This is a genomic window from Streptomyces sp. NBC_00096, from assembly GCF_045041305.1.
In the GTDB taxonomy this organism is placed as follows: Bacteria; Actinomycetota; Actinomycetes; order Streptomycetales; family Streptomycetaceae; genus Streptomyces.
This window is the reverse complement of the sequence record NZ_CP108221.1, coordinates 6,130,165-6,150,774: the sequence shown is the minus strand read 5'-3', so window position 1 is coordinate 6,150,774 and position 20,610 is coordinate 6,130,165. Positions and strand designations below refer to the sequence as shown.

Annotated in this window: 17 protein-coding genes; 8 read left to right on the top strand and 9 right to left on the bottom strand. The window is 74.2% G+C overall.

All coding sequences use genetic code 11. The features are described 5' to 3' along the window. The first annotated feature begins 130 nt into the window (after positions 1-130). From OG904_RS27280 to OG904_RS27270, 3 genes are all read left to right on the top strand, one after another. The gene (locus OG904_RS27280) at positions 131-970 is read left to right on the top strand and encodes an alpha/beta fold hydrolase (protein WP_405495345.1); all 840 of its coding nucleotides are present in this window, start codon (positions 131-133) and stop codon (positions 968-970) included. Between the two features lie 234 nt (positions 971-1,204). Beyond that, positions 1,205-2,803 (top strand): alkaline phosphatase D family protein, encoded by a 1,599-nt coding sequence (locus tag OG904_RS27275; protein ID WP_405495343.1) that lies wholly within the window; start codon positions 1,205-1,207, stop codon positions 2,801-2,803. Between the two features lie 115 nt (positions 2,804-2,918). After that, positions 2,919-4,373, top strand: a complete 1,455-nt coding sequence (locus OG904_RS27270) for a GNAT family N-acetyltransferase (RefSeq protein ID WP_405495341.1) — start codon at positions 2,919-2,921, stop codon at positions 4,371-4,373. Positions 4,374-4,450: 77 nt separating this feature from the next. Here OG904_RS27270 and OG904_RS27265 read toward each other — a convergent pair whose 3' ends face one another. Next, the gene (locus OG904_RS27265; protein ID WP_405495339.1) at positions 4,451-5,701 is read right to left on the bottom strand and encodes a trans-sulfuration enzyme family protein; all 1,251 of its coding nucleotides are present in this window, start codon (positions 5,699-5,701) and stop codon (positions 4,451-4,453) included. Between the two features lie 60 nt (positions 5,702-5,761). Between OG904_RS27265 and OG904_RS27260 the strand changes: the two genes are divergently transcribed. Together OG904_RS27260 and OG904_RS27255 are read left to right on the top strand one after the other, a co-directional pair. After that, the gene (locus tag OG904_RS27260) at positions 5,762-6,244 is read left to right on the top strand and encodes an Lrp/AsnC family transcriptional regulator (RefSeq protein ID WP_405495337.1); all 483 of its coding nucleotides are present in this window, start codon (positions 5,762-5,764) and stop codon (positions 6,242-6,244) included. A 48-nt stretch (positions 6,245-6,292) separates the two neighbouring features. Continuing rightward, entirely contained in the window at positions 6,293-8,005 is a 1,713-nt protein-coding gene (locus OG904_RS27255) for a DUF885 domain-containing protein (RefSeq protein WP_405495335.1), read from the top strand. 50 nt (positions 8,006-8,055) lie between these two features. On the opposite strand, the gene OG904_RS27250 is transcribed toward OG904_RS27255, so the two are convergent. From OG904_RS27250 to OG904_RS27240, 3 genes are all read right to left on the bottom strand, one after another. Beyond that, the gene (locus tag OG904_RS27250) at positions 8,056-11,067 is read right to left on the bottom strand and encodes an AAA family ATPase (protein ID WP_405495333.1); all 3,012 of its coding nucleotides are present in this window, start codon (positions 11,065-11,067) and stop codon (positions 8,056-8,058) included. Next, the gene (locus tag OG904_RS27245) at positions 11,064-12,233 is read right to left on the bottom strand and encodes an exonuclease SbcCD subunit D (RefSeq protein WP_405495331.1); all 1,170 of its coding nucleotides are present in this window, start codon (positions 12,231-12,233) and stop codon (positions 11,064-11,066) included. Before OG904_RS27245 ends, OG904_RS27250 begins: the two co-directional genes overlap by 4 nt. Positions 12,234-12,398: 165 nt before the next feature. Beyond that, entirely contained in the window at positions 12,399-13,025 is a 627-nt protein-coding gene (locus OG904_RS27240; RefSeq protein ID WP_405495329.1) for a YigZ family protein, read from the bottom strand. A 112-nt stretch (positions 13,026-13,137) separates the two neighbouring features. Here OG904_RS27240 and OG904_RS27235 point away from each other — a divergent pair, with 112 nt between their 5' ends. Beyond that, positions 13,138-13,542: a CoA-binding protein gene (locus OG904_RS27235; protein WP_405495327.1), complete on the top strand. Its 405-nt coding sequence runs from the start codon at positions 13,138-13,140 to the stop codon at positions 13,540-13,542. Between the two features lie 58 nt (positions 13,543-13,600). Here the strand turns inward: OG904_RS27235 and OG904_RS27230 are convergent, their stop codons facing one another. Beyond that, entirely contained in the window at positions 13,601-14,182 is a 582-nt protein-coding gene (locus OG904_RS27230) for a helix-turn-helix domain-containing protein (protein WP_405498301.1), read from the bottom strand. Positions 14,183-14,354: 172 nt separating this feature from the next. Here OG904_RS27230 and OG904_RS27225 point away from each other — a divergent pair, with 172 nt between their 5' ends. Continuing rightward, entirely contained in the window at positions 14,355-15,224 is an 870-nt protein-coding gene (locus OG904_RS27225; RefSeq protein ID WP_405495325.1) for an EamA family transporter, read from the top strand. Between the two features lie 59 nt (positions 15,225-15,283). Here OG904_RS27225 and OG904_RS27220 read toward each other — a convergent pair whose 3' ends face one another. Next, a complete protein-coding gene (locus OG904_RS27220) occupies positions 15,284-15,844 on the bottom strand; it encodes a GNAT family N-acetyltransferase (protein ID WP_405495323.1) in 561 nt (186 codons plus the stop codon). After that, positions 15,841-16,590: an acyltransferase gene (locus tag OG904_RS27215; RefSeq protein WP_405495320.1), complete on the bottom strand. Its 750-nt coding sequence runs from the start codon at positions 16,588-16,590 to the stop codon at positions 15,841-15,843. Before OG904_RS27215 ends, OG904_RS27220 begins: the two co-directional genes overlap by 4 nt. A gap of 122 nt (positions 16,591-16,712) precedes the next feature. On the opposite strand from OG904_RS27215, the gene OG904_RS27210 reads away from it, so the two are divergent. Next, a complete protein-coding gene (locus OG904_RS27210) occupies positions 16,713-17,258 on the top strand; it encodes a gamma carbonic anhydrase family protein (RefSeq protein WP_405495318.1) in 546 nt (181 codons plus the stop codon). Positions 17,259-17,349: 91 nt separating this feature from the next. Here the strand turns inward: OG904_RS27210 and OG904_RS27205 are convergent, their stop codons facing one another. Continuing rightward, positions 17,350-18,024 (bottom strand): DedA family protein, encoded by a 675-nt coding sequence (locus tag OG904_RS27205; protein ID WP_405495316.1) that lies wholly within the window; start codon positions 18,022-18,024, stop codon positions 17,350-17,352. Positions 18,025-18,084: 60 nt separating this feature from the next. Beyond that, complete coding sequence (locus OG904_RS27200; RefSeq protein WP_405495314.1) at positions 18,085-20,610, bottom strand: beta-glucosidase; 2,526 nt, start codon at positions 20,608-20,610, stop codon at positions 18,085-18,087.

Sequence of the window (20,610 nt, the reverse complement as noted above, 5' to 3'; positions counted from 1 at the left end):
CAAGCCGTTCACGGGATGTTCGCGGGGAGAAGTCCTGCCGCTGGGGGCTACCGGTCGGTAATCAGTCGGGAGACACTACTGACAACCCGTCTCACAGACGCCGATGCCGCCGACCCCTACGAGGAGCAGCATGACCGCCACGATCTCCTTCACGATCGATTCGCCGCTGGGCCCCCGCACCACCACCGCCGCCTACGAGCGCAAGGGCGCGGGCGAACCGCTCCTGCTGCTGCACGGCATAGGCCACCACCTCCAGGCCTGGCGCCCGGTGAGCGACATCCTGGCCGCCGAGTACGACGTGATCGCCGTCGACCTGCCCGGCTTCGGCGTCTCGGAGGCGCTGCCGCACGGGGTCCCGTACGACCTCGGCACCGTCGCCCCGGCGCTCGGCGCGCTCTGCGCCGCGCTCGGTGTCCTGCGTCCGCACGTCGCGGGCAACTCCCTCGGCGGGCTCCTCGCCCTCGAGATGGGCCGCGTCGGCCTGGCCCGCTCGGTCACCGCCCTCTCCCCCGCCGGGTTCTGGTCGCAGGGCGAGCGCCGCTACGCCTTCACCGCGCTGCGCGCGATGCGGGCCGGGGCCACCGCCCTGCCCCACTCCGCCGTGGAACGGCTCTCCCGCAGCGCCGCCGGCCGCGCCGCGCTCACGGGCAGCATCTACGCGCGGCCGGGACGCCGCTCGCCCGACGCCGTGACGGCCGAGACGGTCGCCCTGCGCGAGGCCACCGGTTTCACGCAGACCCTGGCCGCGGGCGGCTCCGTACGGTTCACCGAGGACCTGCCCGGCCTGCCCGTCACCATCGCCTGGGGCAGCCGTGACCGGCTGCTCCCGCGCCGCCAGGGCGTCCGCGCCAAGCACACCATCCCCGGCGCGCGCCTCGTCCGGCTCCCGGGGTGCGGGCACGTCCCGATGAACGACGACCCGGCCCTGGTCACCCGCGTCATCCTGGACACGATCCGCCGCACCCCATGATCTCTTGACGGATGGTCATTCGCGGGTCGACGGGTCGCCGCTCCTCGATTGACGGGTCGTCAATCACGGGCCGGCGGGCCGTCAATGGCGGTCCGCCCGCGAGTGGCCCCGGGCATCGGCGCTCATCAGTGTTCACGCATGGTTCGCGTGCCCGACGCGGGCGGTCCGGTGTGCGGCCGGTGTAGGGCGGCACACTGGTCCGGCCCGTCCCCGCCGGCCTCTGGAGACGCACCGATGGCCCCTCTGCCGCACACCCGACGCTCCCTGCTCGGCGGTTCCCTCGCCGTCCCGGTGGGCCTCGCCCTGTCCAGCGCCCTGACCGGCGCCCTGTCCACCCCCGCGTTCGCGGCCGCGCCCGCCTTCGCCCGCGCGGGCCGCCCGAACGCTTTCTGGGGCGTCCAGTCCGGCGAGATCACCGCCCACTCGGCCACCGTCTGGACGCGCTCCGACCGGCCCGCGCGGATGGTCGTCGAGACCTCCCCGAGCGAGTCCTTCCGCTACGCCGTCCGCCGCCACCGCGGTCCGCTGCTCGGCCCGGACACCGACTTCACCGGCACCACCACCCTGCGCGAACTCCCGCCCGGCCAGCAGATCCACTACCGGGTCGTGCTCGCCGACCCCGACGATCCGCGCCGCACCGGCGAGCCGGTGCGCGGCACCTTCCGGACCACCCCCGCCTCCCGCCGCCGCGACGTGCGGTTCCTGTGGTCCGGGGACCTCGCCGGCCAGGGCTGGGGCATCAACCCGGAGATCGGCGGCTACCGCGTCTTCGACGAAATGCGGCTGCGGGACCCCGACTTCTTCCTCTTCAGCGGGGACACCATCTACGCCGACGGGCCGATCCAGGCCTCGGTGCCGCTGCGCGACGGAACCCTCTGGCACAACGTGACCACCGAGGAGAAGGCGAAGGTCGCCGAAACCCTCGCCGAGTACCGGGGCAACTTCCGCTACAACCTGCTCGACGCCGGCCTGCGCGAGTTCAACGCCCACGTACCGGTCCTCGCCCAGTGGGACGACCACGAGGTGCGCAACAACTGGTACCCCGGCCAGATCCTCGACGACCCCCGCTACACCGAGAAGGACGTCGACACCCTCGCCGCCCGGGCCCGCCGGGCCTTCGGCGAGTACTTCCCCGTCACCGACCTGCGCGGCGGCCGCGCCGAGGGGCGGATGTACCGGGTGATGCGCCACGGGCCGCTGCTCGACGTGTTCGTCCTCGACATGCGCACCTACCGTGACCCGAACTCCCCCGGCCGCCAGACCGACGACCCCATCGGCATCCTCGGCGCCGAGCAGCTGGGCTGGATCAAGCGCGAGCTGTCTCGCTCCCGCGCCACCTGGAAGGTCATCGCCGCCGACATGCCGCTGGGCATCGTGGTGGCCGACGGGGCCACGGACTTCGAGGCCGTCGCCCAGGGCGACCCCGGCGCGCCGCTCGGGCGTGAACTGCAGATCGCCGAGCTGCTGCGCCACATCAAGCACCAGCGCATCACGGGCACCCTCTGGCTCACCGCGGACGTCCACTACACGGCCGCGAACCACTATGCGCCGGAGCGGGCCGCGTTCACCGATTTCGCCCCCTTCTGGGAGTTCGTCTCCGGCCCCATCGGTGCGGGCGGCTTCCCCGCCGGGCGGCTGGACGCCACCTTCGGCCCGGAGACGGCCTACGTCCGGTCCGCGCCCTTCGCCAACATGTCCCCGTCCGAGAACCCCCCGTACTACGGCGAGGTGGAGATCGACGGGGACGGCGGCGAGCTCACCGTCCGTCTGCGGCAGCAGGGCGGCGGCGTACTCTTCACGCGCACCCTGCGGCCCGGGCGGGTGGGCCAGTAGCGCCCGGTATCTGAAATCAGCCGGAAAACAGGGCGAAATCGGCCAGATGGATCCTTAACCAGTCGGTCACAGATCGTTCGTGATCACGCAACACCCCTGCGTCACAGTGGTCTGCATGACTGAGCGTATTGCTGCCTCCGCCCACCGTCCCCACCGCCACCACTGGCGCCGGGACGTCGTCGAGCTCGCCGCCCTCTTCTGCGCCGTGGCGGTCGCCGACGGCATCGCCAATCTCGTCGTGCACGGTCCGCGCGGTCCCGTGCTGCTCGTGGCCTCGGCCGTCGCGCTCCTGGTCACGGCGGCGTTCCACACCTGGTGGGCACGGCGTCACAGCCATGCGCCGCCGCCCACGGACACCGCGCACCCGCACACCGCGCCCGGGCAAGCCGCGCCCGCCGGCCCGGGCACGGCAGCGACCGCCGCCGCGGACACGGACGCCGCGCTCACCTCCGCCCTGTGGCGGATGCGGACGACCGTGCGCGACGAACCCGGCAGCCTCGCCGCGATCTGCACCGCCCTCGCCCGGAGCGGCGTGGACATCCTGACCCTCCAGACGCACCCGCTCCCCGAGGGCGGCACGGTGGACGAGTTCCTGCTGCGCGCCCCGCAGCAGCTGCCCTCCTGCGACCTCACCCGGGCCATCGCGGGCGCCGGCGGCCACAGCACCTGGATCGAGCGCGCCGACGCGCACGACCTGGTCGACACCCCGACCCGGGTCCTGGGCCTGGCCACCCGCACCGCGCTGGACGCCGCCGAGCTGCCGCTCGCGCTGCGCCAGCTGCTCGGCCGCTGCACCATCCACTCGATCCCGGCGACCACCCTCTCCGGGCGCCCCAACGCCGGCGCGGACGCCCCCGTCGAAGGCGTCCTGGAGGCCACGGTCATGCGGCTGCGCGACCCCTCCGGCGGGGCGATCACCATCGAGCGGCCCTACCTGCCCTTCACCCCGACCGAGTTCGCCCGCGCCCGGGCGCTCGTCGAGCTCGACGCCCGGCTCGGGCCCCGCGTCCCGCGCGGTCTGGACGTACTGACCCTGCCCGAGGGCAACGAGATCACCGTGCGCCGCGCCGACGGCTCCGACCTGGCCGCCGCCCGCGCCATGCACGACCGCTGCTCGGAGCGCACCCTCGGCCTGCGCTACCACGGCCCGGTCGCCGACGCCGACCGCTACCTCGGCCACCTGCTGAGCCCGCGCTTCGGCCGCACCCTCGCCGCGACCACCGCCTCCGGCAAGCTCGTGGCCCTCGGCCACCTGCTCTGGGACGGCGACGAGACAGAGGTGGCGCTGCTCATCGAAGACGACTGGCAGCGCCGCGGCATCGGCTCCGAGCTGCTGGGCCGGCTGATCGGGATGGCCGTCGAGGCCGGGTGCGACAGCGTGTACGCCGTCACGCAGGCCTCGAACACCGGCATGGTCGCGGCCATGCGCGGCCTCGGCCTCCCCCTCGACTACCAGATCGAGGAGGGCACCCTGGTGATCACCGCCCGGCTGGACGCGACCCCCGTCAGCTCCCGGCTGCCGTACGACCTCCCGCGCGAACCCCGCGGTCTGCCCCGCGCCCAGCACTGAGCCCGGGCCCCCGGCCGGGACCCGTCCCGGCCGGGACCCGTCCCGGCCGGGACCCAGAGCGGGACCGGGACCGGGACCTAGACCGGGACCTGGACCGGCTCCGACACCCGCTCCGGCGCCGGGTCGGGCACCCCGTCCAGGTCCGGCATCCGGTCCAGCTCCAGCACCCGGTCCTCGGCCCGCGCCATCGCCCGGTCCAGCGCCTGGTCCAGATCGGCCCACAGGTCGTCCACGTCCTCCAGCCCGACCGACATGCGCAGCAGCCGGTCGCTCACGCCCGAGGCGTGGCGGTCCCCCTCGGCCACGATGCGGTGGCTGATGGAGGCCGGGTGCTGGATGAGGGTGTCGACACTGCCCAGGCTCACGGCCGGGGTGACCAGCCGGACCGAGGCGATCACCTCGTGCGGGTCCCCGGCCGTCTCGAAGGCCACCATGGCGCCGCCGATCCGCGGGTAGTGCACGCGCAGGACCCGCGGATCGGCCGCGAGCCGCCGGGCGAGTTCCGCGGCGCTCGCGGAGGCCGCCCGTACCCGTACGGGGAGCGTCGAGAGCCCTCGTAGCAGCAGGTACGCGGCCAGCGGGTGCAGCACCCCGCCGGTCGCGAACCGCACCTGGCGCAGCTGCCGTGCGAACTCCTCGTCGCAGGCGACGACCCCGCCGAGGACGTCCCCGTGGCCGCCGAGGTACTTGGTGGCGCTGTGCAGCACCAGCCGGGCCCCGCTCTCGGCCGGCCGCTGCAGGACGGGCGTCGCGAAGGTGTTGTCGACCAGCAGCGGGACCTCCCCGCAGGCCTCCGCGGCGGCCTTCAGGTCGATCTCCGCGAGCGTCGGGTTGGCGGGCGACTCGATCATGACCAGACCGGTGTCCGGCCGGATGGCGCCGGCGATGCCCTCCGGGTCCACCCAGGTCACCCGTGTCCCCAGGAGCCCGCTGCTCAGCAGGTGGTCGCTGCACCCGTAAAGAGGTCGTACGGCGACCACATGACGCAGCTCCTTCATCCCCCGCACCAGCAGGCACGCCGTCAGCGCGGCCATCCCGCTCGCGAAGGCGACAGCGCTCTCGGTGCCTTCGAGCCGGGCCAGGGCCGTCTCGAACCGGGCGGTGGTCGGATTGTCCAGCCGGGAGTAGACCGGCGGGCCCTCGGGCCGGGCTCCGGTGGTGGCGAACGCATCGATGCGGGCGGCCTCCGCCCGGCTGTCGTACGACGGGTAAGTCGTCGACAGATCGAGCGGAGGCGCGTGCAGCCCGAGCCCGGCGAGGTCCTCGCGTCCGGCATGAACCGCTTCGGTGGCCAGTGACCGTCGTACGGTCGGGGCGTTGGTCTCCATGCGCCGTACTGTGCGCAGTGCGACGGCCGTGGCGGGAAATCCCCGTGCTACGTTCGGCCAATGTCCGAATCCGTCGCACTGGACCCGGTCGATCTGCAGATTCTGCGGCTCCTGCAGAACGACGCCCGGACCACGTACCGCGATCTGGCCGCCGAGGTCGGCATCGCCGCGTCCACCTGTCTGGACCGGGTCGCCCGGATGCGCCGCTCCGGGATCATCCTCGGCAACCGGCTCCGGCTGGATCCGGCCAAACTGGGACGCGGACTGGAGGCGCTGCTCCTCGTCCAGGTGCGCCCGCACCGCCGCGAGCTGATCGGCCCCTTCGTCGACCGGGTGCGTTCACTGCCGGCCTCGCGGGCCGTCTTCCATCTGACCGGACCCGACGACTACCTCGTTCACGTGGCGGTTTCCGATCCCGGCGAACTCCAGCGACTGGTGCTCGACGAGTTCACCTCGCGGCGGGAAGTCGCCCGGGTGGAGACCCGGCTGATCTTCCAGGAATGGGACTGCGGACCCCTGCTGCCTCCCACGTCAGCAGGCTGAGGCCTATTGCTGATGACGCGGGGCCGTCCGGCATAAGAAGATGTCCGCATGTCAGACATCCTCACCAGCCACAGCGCCGCACGGCTGCCCCGCCAGGTCGCCGATGCCTACGTCGACGACCTCATCGCCATCGACCCGATCACGGGCACCTACCTCGGTGTCCCCGCGAGCTCCGGCAGGCTCCCCGACCTCTCCCCCGCGGGCCGCGCGGCGGCCGCCGAACTCTCCCGCACCACCCTCGCGCTGCTCGACGCCGCCGAGCGGCAGCCGGGCGCCGACAGCGATGTCGAGCGCCGCTGCGCCCGTCTGCTGCGCGAGCGGCTGAACGCCGAACTCGCCGTCCACGAGGCCGACGAGGACCTGCGCGCGGTCAGCAACATCCACTCCCCCGCGCACGCGGTCCGCGAGGTCTTCACCCTGACCCCGGCCGACACGGACGAGGACTGGGCCGCGATCGCCGAGCGGCTGCGCGCCGTACCGGCCGCCTACGCGGGCTACCGCGAGTGCCTCGCGCTCGGCCTGGAACGCGGCCTGTTCGGCAGCCCCCGCCCCACCGCCACCTTCGTCGAGCAGCTCAGCGGCTGGGCCGGCGAGGGCGACGAGGAGGGGGACAAGGGCGGCTTCTTCACCGAGTTCGCCGCCGCGGGCCCCGACGCGCTGCGCGCCGAGCTCGACGAGGCCGCCGCCGCCGCGACCGCCGCCGTGGTGGAACTGCGCGACTGGATGCGGGACGTGTACGCCCCGGCGGTCGAGGGGCAGCCCGACCCGGTGGGCCGCGAGCGCTACGCCCGCTGGTCGCGCTACTTCAACGGCACCGACCTGGACCTCGACGAGGCGTACGCCTACGGCTGGTCGGAGTACCACCGGCTGCTCGCCGAGATGAAGACGGAAGCCGCCAAGATCCTGCCGGACGCCGGTCCCTGGGAAGTGCTGGCGCACCTGGACGAGCACGGCACCCACATCGAGGGCGTGGACGAGGTCCAGGCCTGGCTGCAGGGGCTGATGGACGAGGCCATCGAGAACCTCGACGGCACCCACTTCGAACTCGCCGAGCGGGTCAAGCGGGTGGAGTCGCGGATCGCCCCGCCGGGCGGTGCGGCGGCCCCGTACTACACGAACCCCTCGGAGGACTTCTCCCGTCCGGGCCGCACCTGGCTGCCGACGATGGGACAGACCCGCTTCCCCGTCTACGACCTGGTCTCCACCTGGTACCACGAGGGCGTTCCGGGCCACCACCTGCAGCTGGCGCAGTGGACGCACGTCGCCGACCAGCTCTCCCGCTACCAGGCGAGCGTCGGCCTCGTCAGTGCCAACGCCGAGGGCTGGGCGCTGTACGCGGAGCGGCTCATGGACGAGCTGGGCTACCTCAAGGACGCCGAGCAGCGGCTGGGCTACCTGGACGCCCAGATGATGCGCGCGACGCGGGTCATCGTGGACATCGGCATGCACCTGGGCCTGGAGATCCCGGCGGACTCGCCGTTCCACCCGGGCGAGCGCTGGACGGTGGACCTGGCGCAGGAGTTCTTCGGCCTGCACAGCGGCCGGCCGGGCGACTTCGTCGAGAGCGAGCTGACCCGCTACCTGTCGATGCCGGGCCAGGCGATCGGCTACAAGCTGGGCGAGCGCGCCTGGCTGCTGGGCCGCGACAACGCCCGGGCCGCGCACGGCGAGTCCTTCGACCTGAAGGCGTGGCACATGGCGGCGCTGTCCCAGGGGTCGCTGGGCCTCGACGACCTGGTGGACGAGCTCTCCAAGCTCTGAGCCGGACGACGGACCGGCGGCCACCCGAGGCGGCCGCCGGTCCGTTCGCTTCAGTCCGTTCCGGCCCCCGTGCGGTGGCGCACCACCGAGCCGCCGCGCTGCTTGACGATCTCCAGCTGGGTCTGCACCCGGGTCCGCAGGTCGGCGACGTGGCTCACGATGCCGACGCTGCGGTCGCGTTCGCGCAGCGAGTCCAGTACGTCGAGCACCTCGTCCAGCGCCTGGTCGTCCAGGCTGCCGAACCCCTCGTCGATGAAGAGGGTGTCGAGCCGCATGCCGCCCGCCTCGTCGGTGACCACGTCGGCCAGGCCCAGCGCGAGCGCGAGCGAGGCGAAGAAGGTCTCGCCGCCGGACAGGGTCGCGGTGTCCCGCTCGCTGCCGGTCCAGGCGTCGACCACGTGCATCCCGAGCCCCGAACGCCCCCGCCCGCCCGCCCGGGCATCGGAGTGCACGAGGGTGTAGCGGCCGCCGGACATGCGCAGCAGCCGTACCGTCGCCGCGGCGGCGACCTGCTCCAGCCGGGCCGCGAGCACGTACGCCTCCAGCCGCATCTTGCGCTCGTTGTCGGCGGAGGTGCCCGCGGTCAGTCCGGCGAGGCGGGCCACCCGCTCGTAGGCCTCGCGCAGCGGGCCCAGGGCGCGCAGTTCCCGCTCGGCCTGGAGGGAGAGCCCGTCGAGGTCCTTGCACCGGACCCGGGCCGCGTCCACGGCGGAACCTGCCGTACGAAGCTTCGCCGCGGCCCGGTCCGCGTACGCCCCGGCTTCCTGCGGCGCGGCCGGAGGCAGGGCTGCCGCCGCGGCGGTGTCGGCCTCGCCGAGGCGGTCCGACAGCATGGCCTCCTCCGCCTGCCAGGTGTCCATGCGGCGCTGGAGGGCGGTGCGTTCGTACTCCGGGAGCACCGCGTCGGCCGCCTCCTCGATGGTGTCGAAGCCGGCCTTGAAGGCGGCGTCGGCCAGCTGCCCGTCGGCCTCCTTGAGCCGCGCGGCGGTGGCTTCGGCCCGGCGCAGCGAGGTGGCGGCCGCGGTGACCATGCGGACCCGGTCCTCCAGTACTCCGGCGCGGGCCGCGACACTGGGCGAGTCCGCCCGCACCCGCGCCAGCTCCGTCTCCAGCGAGGCCTGTTCCCGGTCGAGGCCCTCGCGGCGCGAGGCCCTGGCGGCGGCCCGGACCTCGGCGCCCTGCGCTTCGGAGCTGCGCACGGCGTGCTCCCGCTCGGCGCGGGCGAGCCGCTCCCGGGCGGTGTGCAGTCCGGCGGCCGCGGCGTGGGCCTCGGCGTGACGGGAGCTCAGTTCGGAGGTGAGTTCCAGGAGTTCGGCGGTGGTGGCGTCCCCCGCGGCGGTGGCGGCCTCGGCGCGGGCCTGCCGCAGGGCGGCCAGCCTCCGCTCGACGCCCGCCCTGCCCTCCTCGGCCAGCTCGAAGCGGGCGTGCGCCGCGTCCTCGGCGGCCCGGTCGACGTGCCCGGGGGCCGGGCGGGCCGGAGCGGGGTGCTCCGCGGCGCCGCACACGGTGCACGGCTCGCCCGCCACCAGGGCGGCGGCCAGCTCGGCGGCGATCCCGCGCAGCCGGGTCTCCTTGAGCTCCAGCCAGCTCTCCCGGGCGGCGGTCGACTCCTCGCGCGCGCCGAGCAGTTCGCCCGAGGCCCGCTCCGCCTCCACGTCGAGGGCGTCGCGCCGCCGGGCGGCGTGCAGGTGCAGCCGAGCGGGCTCCAGCTTGCCGGCGAGCTGCTCGGCCAGGCTCGCGGCCTGCTGGGCGGCGTCCGCCCGCCCGGCCAGTCCGGCCCGGGTCTCCTCCCACCGGCCGAGCCACTCGGCGGTCTCCTGCTGCTGTTCCTCGGCGGCCCGGGACTCCCGTTCCAGGTCGGCCCGTTCGCGGCCGATCTCGGCGCTGCGCTGCTCGGAGCGGCGGGCGGCTCCGAGTGCTCCGAGGGCTTCGCGCAGCTGCTGCTCGACCTCCGCCAGCTGCTCGGTGCCCGCCCCGGCCAGCGGCGGCGGCAGCTCCGCCCGGGCCACGGACTCCGCGTGCGCGGCGGCCATGTGGGCACCGGCGGCGGCTCCGCGCAGCTCCAGGGCGGGGGCGACGAGGGCCCCGCGCCGGGCCCGGTCGAGCAGCGCCCGCACCCGCTCCCGCTCCGGACCCGCCTCGGCGAGCAGGGCCGCCCGGCGCGCGGTCTCCGCATGCCGGCGTTGCAGCCGGTCGAGCTCCCGCTCCTCCTCGGCGGCCCGCCGGGCGGCGGCGTGGCGCCCCTCGACGGCGGCGAGGGCGTACTCGGCGACCGTGAGCCGCTCCCGGGCGGAGCAGCGCGCGACGGCGGCCCAGGCCCGGATCGCCCCGGCCAGCCCGGGGTCGCCCGGCTGGTGCCGGGGCAGCGGCCACGCCCGCAGGTCGGCGGCGTCACCGGCGGCCTGGGCGAGGCGCTGGGCGGTGTGCAGGACCTGCTCGTCACCGGCACGGACCTTGGCCTCGGCGGTCCGGCGCCGCTCGCCGAGCAGGGTCTCGACGGCGGCGAAGCGGCGGGTGTCGAACAGCCGGCCCAGCAGCCGGCCGCGCGCCACCTCGTCGGCCCGCAGGAAGCGCGCGAACTCCCCCTGCGGCAACAGCACGACCTGGCAGAACTGCTCGCGGCTCATGCCGAGCAGCTGCTCGATCTCCTCGCCGATCTCCTGGTGGGAACGGCTCAGCGGGCTCCAGTGTTCCCCGTCGTACTCGCGCAGCCAGCTCTGCGCCTTGTCCTTGGTGGTCCCGGTGCCGCGCTTCTTGGGCCGGTCCTGCTCGGGGCGCCGGGTGATCTCCAGGCGCCGCCCGCCGGCGGTGAGTTCGAGGGTGACCTCGGTCGGGGTGTCCGCGGCCGCGTGGTCGCTGCGCAGGCTGGTGCCGGGGGCCTGGCGGGAGCCGGGGACCGAACCGTAGAGGGCGTAGCAGACGGAATCCAGGACGGAGGTCTTGCCCGCCCCGGTGGGGCCGTGCAGCAGGAAGATCCCGGCGCCGGAGAGGGCGTCGAAGTCGATCTCCTGCGGTTCGGCGAAGGGTCCGAAGGCGGTGACGCGCAGCCGGTGCAGCCTCATCGGTGGGTCTCCTGCCGGCCGTCGTCCACCCGTACGTCGTCGAAGGCGCCCTGGAGCACCGCCCGTTCCGCCTCGTCGGTGAAACCGCAGCCGCGCACGTGGGCGACGAAGTCCTCGGCGATCTCCTGGTCGCTGCGCCCCTTGAGGCGCTGTGCGTAGGAGCCGCCGCCGTCCTCGGTGCGGCCCTCGGGGTCGAAGGCCAGGCTGAGGGTGTGCGGGAAGCGGGCGGCGAGCCGGGCCATGGGGTCTTCGGGCCGGACGGGGTCGGTGAGGGTGGCTTCCAGCCAGCAGTCTTCGTAGCGTGCGTACGCGCTCCCGGAGAGCAGCTCCTCCAGCGGTCCCCGGAGCCGGGCGAGGGCGCGCGGCACCGGGTTGTCGACGCGCTCGGCGCTCACGATCTCGCCCTGCGCGCCCAGTTCGACGAGCCACATGGTCTTGCGGTGGTCGGCCTCGGAGAAGGAGTAGGCGAGCGGGGAACCGGAGTACCGGACCCGCTCGTTGATCGTCTGGCAGCCGTGGAGGTGGCCGAGTGCCACGTAGTCGACCCCGTCGAAGACGCCGGCGGGCACGGCCTCGACCCCGCCGACGGCGATGTCGCGCTCGCTGTCGCTGGCCTGCCCGCCGGTGACGAAGGCGTGGGCGAGGACGACGGAGCGGGTGCCGGGCGCCCGGCCGGCCAGGTCGGCCCGGATCCGGTCCATGGCCGCGCCCAGGACGGCCTCGTGGCTGACCTTCCCGGCCCCGAAGTCGTCCTTGACCAGCGCGGGCTCCAGGTACGGCAGCCCGTACAGCGCCACGTCACCGTGTACGTCGGCCAGCACCACGGGGTCGGCGCACCCGGCGGGGTCGGTCCGCAGGTGGATCCCGGCCCGGCCGATCAGTCCGGCCCCGACGCCGAGGCGGCGGGCGGAATCGTGGTTCCCGGAGATCATCACGGTGGGCACGCCGAGGTCGGCGAGCCGGTGCAGGGCCCGGTCGTACAGGGCGACGGCGGGCAGCGGGGGCACGGCGCGGTCGTAGACGTCACCGGCGACGAGGACGGCGTCGACCTCGTGCTCGCGGACGGTCGCCACGAGGTGGTCGATGAAGGCGGCCTGGGCGTCGAGCAGGTTCACGCGGTGGAAGGACCGGCCGAGGTGCCAGTCGGAGGTGTGCAGGAACTTCACTCGCCGGCCCCGCCGCGCATACCGTCTCCCCCTGCGAATGAACCCTGCGAACGAACCTGCCGAACGAAGCCGACCGAACAAAGCCGGCCGACCGAAGCGGCCGACCGAAGCCTGAACCCCTCTACGCTAACGCTTCCCCGGCGCCCCCCGGGCCGCCCCGGGCACTCAGGGCGCGTACGTCTCCCCGCCCAGCGTGAGGGTGGCGCTCCCGGCGGTGCTGTCGGCGAGCCAGGCCTCGAAGGCCGGCAGGTCGGCCTCGGGGAGGGCGACCTCGATCTCCACGGCGGCCCCGTAGCGCACGTCGACCACGGTCCGCCCGGTGGACCGCAGGTCGTTCTCGGCCTTGCCGGCCCGCTGGTGGTCGACGGTGACGGTGGCCAGCCGGTAGCGGTGGCGGGTGACGGTGCCGAGCGCGTCGAGGGCTTCGCCGACGACCCCTCCGTAGGCGCGGATGAGCCCGCCCGCGCCGAGTTTCACGCCGCCGTAGTAGCGTGTGACGACGGCGACCGCGTAGCGGATGTCCCGGCGCGTCAGCATCTGCAGCATCGGCACCCCGGCGGTGCCGCCGGGCTCGCCGTCGTCGCTGGCCTTCTGGACGGAGGCGTCGGCTCCGATGACGTAGGCGAAGCAGTTGTGCGAGGCGGTGGGGTGCTCCTTGCGGATCCGTGCGACGAACTCCTGCGCCTCCCGCTCGGTCGCGGCGGGTGCGAGCGCGCACAGGAACCGCGAGCGGTTGATCTCGGACTCGTGCACGCCCTCACGGGCCACGGTCACGTACTGGTCTGCCTTCACCCGTCCACCCTACGGGGAATCCGACATGCGTCTTTTACGTTGATCAGCCTGGAAGCGGTCATCAGACCGCAGCCATCGGACAAGCACATCGCAGCAGCAGGAGGCGGCACACGTGTACGGCGATCCGGCAACCATCCGCAAGGTCCTCACCGAGCTCGGCGACACCTGGGCCGTGGTGGGCCTGTCCAACAACCGGGACCGGGCCGCGTACCGCGTGGCCGAGGTGCTCCAGCGGTACGGCAAGCGCGTGGTTCCCGTGCACCCCAAGGCCGAGACGGTCCACGGCGAGCAGGGCTACCCCTCGCTGGAGGCGATCCCGTTCAAGGTGGACGTGGTGGACGTCTTCGTGAACAGCGCCCTGGCCGGTGCGGTCGCGGACGAGGCCGTCGCCAAGGGTGCGGAAGCGGTCTGGTTCCAGCTGAACGTGATCGACGAGGCCGCCTTCGAGCGCACGCGCACGGCCGGACTGGACATGATCATGGACCGCTGCCCGGCGATCGAGATCCCCGCGCTCTGAGGCCCTCCGAGACCGGGGAAGCGCGGCCGGTCAGGCGTGACCCGTCAGGTGTGGCCGGTCAGGCGTGGCCGGTCACCGGCGGGATGGAGACCGCCATGGTCATCTCCATCGGGGCGGAGCCCTCGTTGCGGTAGGCGTGCGGGGCGTCCGCCTCGAAGGAGACGGCCCCTCCGGCCGGTACGGCGTACCGCTCGGCGGCGACCACCAGTGTCAGCTCCCCCTCCGTGACGTGCAGCATCTCGAAGGTGCCGGGCGGATGCGGGTCCGAGTCGGTCCCCTCGCCCGGCTCCAGGCGGTAGGTCCACATCTCCACCGGACCGCGCCGGTCGTCGCCGAGCAGCATGCGGGCGCCGCTCCCGCCTTCGGTGGACCACATCCGCACCCCCTGGCCCGGCAGCACCACCTGCACCCGCGGCCCGCGGTCGTAGTCGAGCAGGGTGGTGATGCTGACGCCGAGCGCGTCGGCCAGTTTGACCGTCGTGCCGACACTGGGGTTCGTACGGGCCTGCTCGATCTGGATGATCATGCCGCGGCTCACCCCCGCGCGGGCCGCGAGGGCCTCGAGCGTGAAGCCTCGCTCCGAGCGCCAGCGCTTGAGGTTCCGGCCGAGCGCCTGGGTGAGCTGTTCGAGGTCCGACACCGTTCTGTTCACTCCGCCCACTCGTCCACTCGTCCGCTCATCCACTCGTCCGCCTGCCCACCGATCCGCTCAGTCCAATATTTTGGATGACAGGGTCCAACAGGCTGAACTAAGGTGCGGTGTACTCCACCATGTACCCCACCGTTCAGCGCACTGTACTGCGAGGCCTGCCATGACCGCCCTGTTCGCCCTGGCCACAGCCGTCCTCTGGGGCCTCGCCGACTTCGGCGGCGGGCTGCTGACCCGCCGGATACCGGCCCTCACCGTGGTGGTCGCGTCCCAGGTCCTGGCTGTCCTCGCGCTCGGCGCGGTGGTGCTGGGCACCGGCGCCTGGCGGGAGGCCGGACCGCAGCTGTGGTTCGCGGTCGGGGCGGGCGTGGTCGGGCCCGTCGCGATGCTCAGCTTCTACAAGGCACTCGCCCTCGGCCCGATGGGCGTGGTCTCCCCGCTCGGATCGATCGGCGTCGTGGTGCCGGTCACCGCCGGACTACTGCTCGGCGAACGGCCCGGCATCGGCCAGTTCGCCGGTATCGCGGTGGCGGTCGCGGGCATCGTCCTGGCGGGCGGACCGGAGCTGCGCGGCGCTCCCGTGCAGCGGCAGGCGGTCGTCCTCACCCTCGTCGCGGCCTTCGGCTTCGGCGCGGTGATGGCCCTGATCGCCCCCGCCTCCTCGACCGTGCCCGGCCTGTTCCTCGCCCTCTTCGTGCAGCGCGTCACCAACGTCACCGTCGGCGGCGCCGCCCTGTGGGTGCGGACCCGGCGCGGCACCCCGGCCCTCCCGGCGGACGCGGGCGGCATGCGGCTCCTGTGGGGGCTGCTGCCGGCGCTCGCCTTCGTCGGGCTCGCCGATGTCGCGGCGAACGGCACGTACTCCGTCGCCGCCCAGCACGGCCCGGTCACCGTGGCCGCCGTGCTCTCCTCGCTCTACCCGGTGATCACCGCACTGGCCGCGTTCGTCGTCCTCAAGGAACGCCTGCGCACCGTCCAGGCGGCGGGCGCCGGCCTGGCCCTGGCGGGCACGGTCCTCCTGGCGGCGGGCTAGGCCGTCCCTTTCGGATCTTGCCGGCCGGCGGGCCGGCCGTCTCCGGGAAGCGGGGTGCTTCAGGCCGCACGCCGGACGTGCAGGTGCCCGTCCAGGGGGAAGGCGGGCGGAGCCGCCGGAAGGGTCCGTTCCAGTGCGAAGCCGGTCTTCTCCGCGACCCGGCAGGACGCCGCGTTGTCCACCTGGTGCAGCAGCTCGATCCGCTCCAGGCCGTCGGCCGCGAGGGTCTCGAACGCCCAGGCCGTGACCGCCCCGAGGGCCCGGGAGGCCACGCCCCGGCCCCGGGCGGAGGCCACCGTCCAGTAGCCGGCCTCCGCCGCACCCGGACCGGCGCCGGTCCGCTTCAGCACCGCGCCGGCCACCAGCAGGCTCCCGTACGGGGCTTCGCGCGGGGTCTCGTACACGGCGAAGGTCAGCCGCTCGCCGCTCTCCCAGCCGGGCCGCTGCGCCGCCAGCCACCGCTCCGCGTCCCCGACTCCGTCGATGTGGTCCGTCAGCCAGTGCCGCATCGCGGGATCCCGGTACGCCCTGGCCAGCGCCCCGGCGTCGCCGGGCTCCCACGGCCGCAGCAGCAGCCCGGCCGCGGACGGGGTCGCCCCGACCCTGAGCACGGTGCTCACTCCGTCTCCGCGAGATCAGCCAGATCCGCCAGCGCGCGCAGCTGTTCCGGCGTCACCCCGTCGGGGATCGGCACCGGCGCCGGGGTGCGCAGCGGCGGCTGCCAGCCGGTTCCGGGCTCCCAGCGGCGTACGATCCGCGCCGGTGCCCCCGCCACCACGGCGTGGTCGGGCACCTCGCCCCGTACGACGGCCCCCGCGGCCACCACGACGTTGCGGCCCAGCCGCGCCCCGGGAAGGATCACCGACCCGGTGCCCAGCCAGCAGCCCGGGCCGATCTCCACCGGGGCACTGCGCGGCCACTGCTTGCCGACGGGCTCGTGCGGGTCGTCGTAGCTGTGGTTCGTGGAGGTGATGTACACCCCGGGACCGCAGAAGGTGTCGTTGCCGATCGTGATCCGGGTGTCGGCGATGACGTGGCTGTCCCGGCCGATGACCACGCCGTTGCCGAGCACGAGCACCGGCTCGGCACCGAGGTCGAGGTCGGGCATCATCCCGGCGGTGAGCGTGACCTGTTCACCGATGATGCAGTGGTCGCCGAGCCTGATCCAGGGCGCGCCGAAGACGGTGCCCTGCGGGAAGGCGAGCCGCGTACCGTGCCCGATCGCGCCGAAGCGCAGCCCTCCCGGGGTCTGCGCGGTGACCGCGCCGGCCCGCTGCATCCAGCGCCAGCCCGCGTGCGCGGCCCGGCCGGCGAGCCGGCGGCGCAGGGCCGTCAGGGATGAGAACGTGTTCTGGTTCTTCGCCACCGGGTCACCGTAGCGCGCCGGGCGCCCGGACCGCTCCGTGATCTTCACCCCATTCCCGGGGGACGGTTGGCGTGGCCTACGGTGCCGGTAGCGCGACACGTACCGACGGAGGAAGAGAACACATGACGCAGCAGGCGGCCCAGGCACTCGTGGCGGGTGTCGGCGGGAAGAACCCCGAGATCGACCCCACGGCGTTCACCGCCCCCACTTCCGTCGTGGTCGGGGACGTGCGCCTCGGCGCGGGCGCGAGCATCTGGTACTCGGCGGTGCTCCGCGCGGACTGCGGTCCGATCGTCCTCGGCGCCGACAGCAACGTGCAGGACAACTGCACCGTGCACGTGGACCCCGGCTTCCCGGTCTCCATCGGCGAACGCGTCTCCATCGGCCACAACGCCGTCGTGCACGGCTGCACCGTCGAGGACGACTGCCTCATCGGCATGGGCGCGACGGTCCTGAACGGTGCGGTGATCGGCGCCGGCTCGCTGGTGGCGGCCCAGGCGCTGGTCCCGCAGGGCATGATCGTGCCGCCCGGTTCGCTGGTGGCGGGCGTCCCGGCGAAGGTGCGGCGCGAGCTGACCGAGGAGGAGCGCGAGGGCATCAAGGTCAACGCCCTCATGTACACCGAGCTGGCCAAACAGCACCGCGCCTCGGTGACCCCGGACGCGTGACGGACCCTCCCCCCCCGGCGGCCTCCCCCAGTGGCCCCTGCCCCGCCTGCCTTCCCCCGCCGGCCCACGGCCGGCGGGGGAAGGAGCCCGCTCAGTCCTTGAGTGCGGCCGGAGCCGCCGATGCCTGCTCCGCGATCACGGCGCCCTCGGCGCGCGCCGCCGCGGCCGCCTTCTTCATCCGGCCGCGCACCACCATCGTCACCCCGAGCCCGAAGAGCAGCGCCAGCGCGAGCGCCACCCACGAGAACCCCTTGAGCCACGGCTCGGCCACGATCCCGATCGAGTAGATGAGGGCCGTCGTGCCGCCCGCCCACAGGATCCCGCCGAGCACGTTCGCGATCAGGAACCGCCAGTACGGCATGTGCAGGACGCCCGCCAGCGGACCGGCGAAGATCCGCAGCAGCGCCACGAACCGCCCGAAGAAGACGGCCCACATGCCCCACCTGTCGAAGGAGCGCTCGGCCACGGCCACCTGGTCCGGCCCGAAGTGCTTGGGGAAGCGCCGTCCCAGCCGCTCCAGCAGCGGCTTTCCGCCCTTGCGCCCGATCGCGTAGCCGATGGAGTCGCCCACGATGGCGCCGGCCGTCGCGCAGATCCCCAGCGCCACGGGGTCGATGTGCCCCTGCTGCGAGGCCAGCAGCGCGGCGCTGACCAGGACGATCTCTCCCGGCAGCGGGATTCCGAGGCTCTCCACCCCGATGACGAGCCCCACGAGGACGTAGATGCTGACCGCCGGAATCGTCTCCAGCCATTCCTGGATGTGCACCGGTACGTCCTCCCGAGTTCTCCGCCCGGCCCGCCCCCTGTGACAGGCCGAACAAGCAGCCTATCCGGTCGCCACCACAGCCTTTGCCCGCAGCGGGAGTTCGCGCGAGGAACGGCCCGCGAACACTTCGCGCCGCCCGGTGCCCACCACCCAGGCGTCCCGCTCCGGATCCCAGGACGACAGCGTGCGCGCGTCGATGTCCAGGGCGACCCGCTGCGCCTGTCCGGGCCCGAGCGTGAGCCGCCGGTAGCCGGCCAGGGACCGCACCGGCTGCTGCAGCGTCAGGTCCGGGGACGGGCCGACGTACACCTGGGCCACCTCGGTGCCCTTGCGGCGGCCGGTGTTGCGGACGGTGAACTCCACGCGGAGCCCGCCGCTCCGGCCGTGGGCACCGCCCGGCCGGACCACCAGCTTCTCGTACTCCCAGGTCGTGTACGAGAGCCCGTGCCCGAAGGCGAACAGCGGCGCCACCTGCTGCGCGTCGTACCAGCGGTGGCCGACGTGGACGCCCTCGGAGTACTCCTGCCGCCCGCCCACCCCCGGATAGCGCATCGGATCGCCGCCGACCGGGGTCGCGCGCTCGTCGGCCGGGAAGGTCTGGGTGAGGCGGCCGCCCGGGTCCGCGTCGCCGAAGAGCACGTCGGCGGTGGCGACCGCGCCCTCCTGGCCCGGGTAGTACATCTGCAGGACCGCTCCGGTCCGCGGGAGCCACGGCATCGTCGTGCCGGAGGAGGTGTTGAGCACCACGGTGGTGCGGGGATTGGCGGCGGCGACGGCCTCGATCAGCGCCGCCTGGCCGCCCGGGAGCCCCAGCGAGGTGCGGTCGCTGCCCTCGGTGGCGTCCTCGTAGGCGAACAGCACCACGCTGCGGGCCGCCCCGGCGGCCTCCACCGCACCGGCGAGGTCGGCGGCCCGGGTCGCCTTCGTGGTGTGGCGCAGGCGCAGCCGCTGCCCCGCCGACCCGCCCTCGGCGAAGACGGCGAGCCGGTGTTCGCCCGCCTTCAGCACGAGGCTGCGCCGGCGCACGCTGAACCCGTCGGGCGCGGCGCCGAGGAGTCCGCCCGCGAACTGCTCGGCCACCCCCTGGCGCACGGGGAAGAGCTCCTCCCCGTCGAGCCTGACCGCCGGCCGTTTCCCGGTGTAGTGGACGAGCAGGGTCCATTCGTCGTCCGCCGCCAGCCGGAACGTTCCCTCGAAGCTCCAGGTCCGCCCGGCCTCCACCCTCCGGTCGTCGGGACCGGCGGAGGGCGTCAGCAGCCCGGCCGGGAGCGGGCGCCCGTACACGTCCTCGCCGAGCGCGTAGCTCACGGTGGCGCCGTTCCCGGCCCGCCGCCGGATCGCGTCGAGCGGGGCGGCGGCCGCGTCCGGAACCACGTGGGCGCTGCCGCCGCCGCTGACGAAGGGGGTCTGCCCGGTGGGCCCGATGACGGCGATCGAGCGGGCGGCGGCTCCCGCCAGCGGCAGGGTGGCGCGCTCGTTGCGCAGCAGGACCGCTCCGGCGACGGCGACGCGCCGGGCGGTGGCCGCCCCGGCGGCGGCGTCCCGGGCGGGCCGCGCGGCCGGGTGCTCCGCGAGCAGCCCGAAGCGGTCCATCGTGGCCAGGATCCGGCGGACCGCGAGGTCGACCGCGCTCTCGTGGACGGAGCCGCCGCGCACCGCCTCGCGCAGCGGGGCGCCGTAGTGGGTGCCGCCGGGCATCTCCATGTCGAGGCCGGCGCCGATCGAGGCGACGGTGCTGTGGGTGGCGTCCCAGTCGGACATCACCCAGCCGTCGAACCCCCAGCGGCCGCGCAGCAGTTCGTCGAGGAGGGGCTTGCTCTCGCAGGCGTAGACGCCGTTGACCTTGTTGTAGGCGCCCATCACGGCGCCCGCGCCGGCGGCCACGGCGGACTCGAAGCCCCGTAGCTCCGTCTCGTGGAGGGTCTGTTCGGCGGCGATCACGTCTACGGTGTCGCGGCCCGTCTCCTGGTTGTTGAGCGCGAAGTGCTTGACGGTGGCGATGAGTCCCTCGTCCTGGATGCCCCGGACGACCTCGGCGACCAGGTCGGCCGTCAGCTTCGGATCCTCCGAGAACGTCTCGAAGTTCCGTCCGGCGTACGGGGTGCGGATCAGGTTGACCATCGGCGAGAGCAGGACGTCCTGGCCCAGCGCGCGGCCCTCGCGGCCGATGACCCGGCCGTACTCGCGGGCGAGCGCCGGGTCGAAGGCGGAGGCGAGCAGTACGGGCGCGGGCAGCGCGGTGGCGGGCCTGGCGACGCGGACTCCGGCCGGACCGTCGGCGAGGCGCAGCGCGGGGATGCCGAGGCGCGGGATGCCCGGCACGTAGCCGGCCTGGCCGAGCGGGTCCGGGTCCGGGCCGCCGTGCAGCAGGACGGTCTTCTCCTCCAGCGTGAGCTTCGCCAGGAGCGCGTCGATCCGGGCGGAGCCGCCGGCCCCGGCCCCGGCCGCGGCGGCGGCGGCGGCCTTACGGGGCTGCGCGCCGGGCGGCGGCGCCGGTACGCAGCCGGCCGCGCCCGCCGCGCCCAGTGCGACGCCCACCGCCCCGAGCAGGCGCATCGCCCGGCGTCTGGACACGGCCTCGCTCAT

What these genes read in the sequence shown, in the direction of transcription:
- OG904_RS27280 (WP_405495345.1), top strand. Translation starts at nt 131, where the DNA reads ATGACCGCCACGATCTCCTTCACGATCGATTCGCCGCTGGGCCCCCGC.
- OG904_RS27275 (WP_405495343.1), top strand. Translation starts at nt 1,205, where the DNA reads ATGGCCCCTCTGCCGCACACCCGACGCTCCCTGCTCGGCGGTTCCCTC.
- OG904_RS27270 (WP_405495341.1), top strand. Translation starts at nt 2,919, where the DNA reads ATGACTGAGCGTATTGCTGCCTCCGCCCACCGTCCCCACCGCCACCAC.
- OG904_RS27265 (WP_405495339.1), bottom strand. Translation starts at nt 5,701, where the DNA reads ATGGAGACCAACGCCCCGACCGTACGACGGTCACTGGCCACCGAAGCG.
- OG904_RS27260 (WP_405495337.1), top strand. Translation starts at nt 5,762, where the DNA reads ATGTCCGAATCCGTCGCACTGGACCCGGTCGATCTGCAGATTCTGCGG.
- OG904_RS27255 (WP_405495335.1), top strand. Translation starts at nt 6,293, where the DNA reads ATGTCAGACATCCTCACCAGCCACAGCGCCGCACGGCTGCCCCGCCAG.
- OG904_RS27250 (WP_405495333.1), bottom strand. Translation starts at nt 11,067, where the DNA reads ATGAGGCTGCACCGGCTGCGCGTCACCGCCTTCGGACCCTTCGCCGAA.
- OG904_RS27225 (WP_405495325.1), top strand. Translation starts at nt 14,355, where the DNA reads ATGACCGCCCTGTTCGCCCTGGCCACAGCCGTCCTCTGGGGCCTCGCC.
- OG904_RS27210 (WP_405495318.1), top strand. Translation starts at nt 16,713, where the DNA reads ATGACGCAGCAGGCGGCCCAGGCACTCGTGGCGGGTGTCGGCGGGAAG.
- OG904_RS27200 (WP_405495314.1), bottom strand. Translation starts at nt 20,610, where the DNA reads ATGAGCGAGGCCGTGTCCAGACGCCGGGCGATGCGCCTGCTCGGGGCG.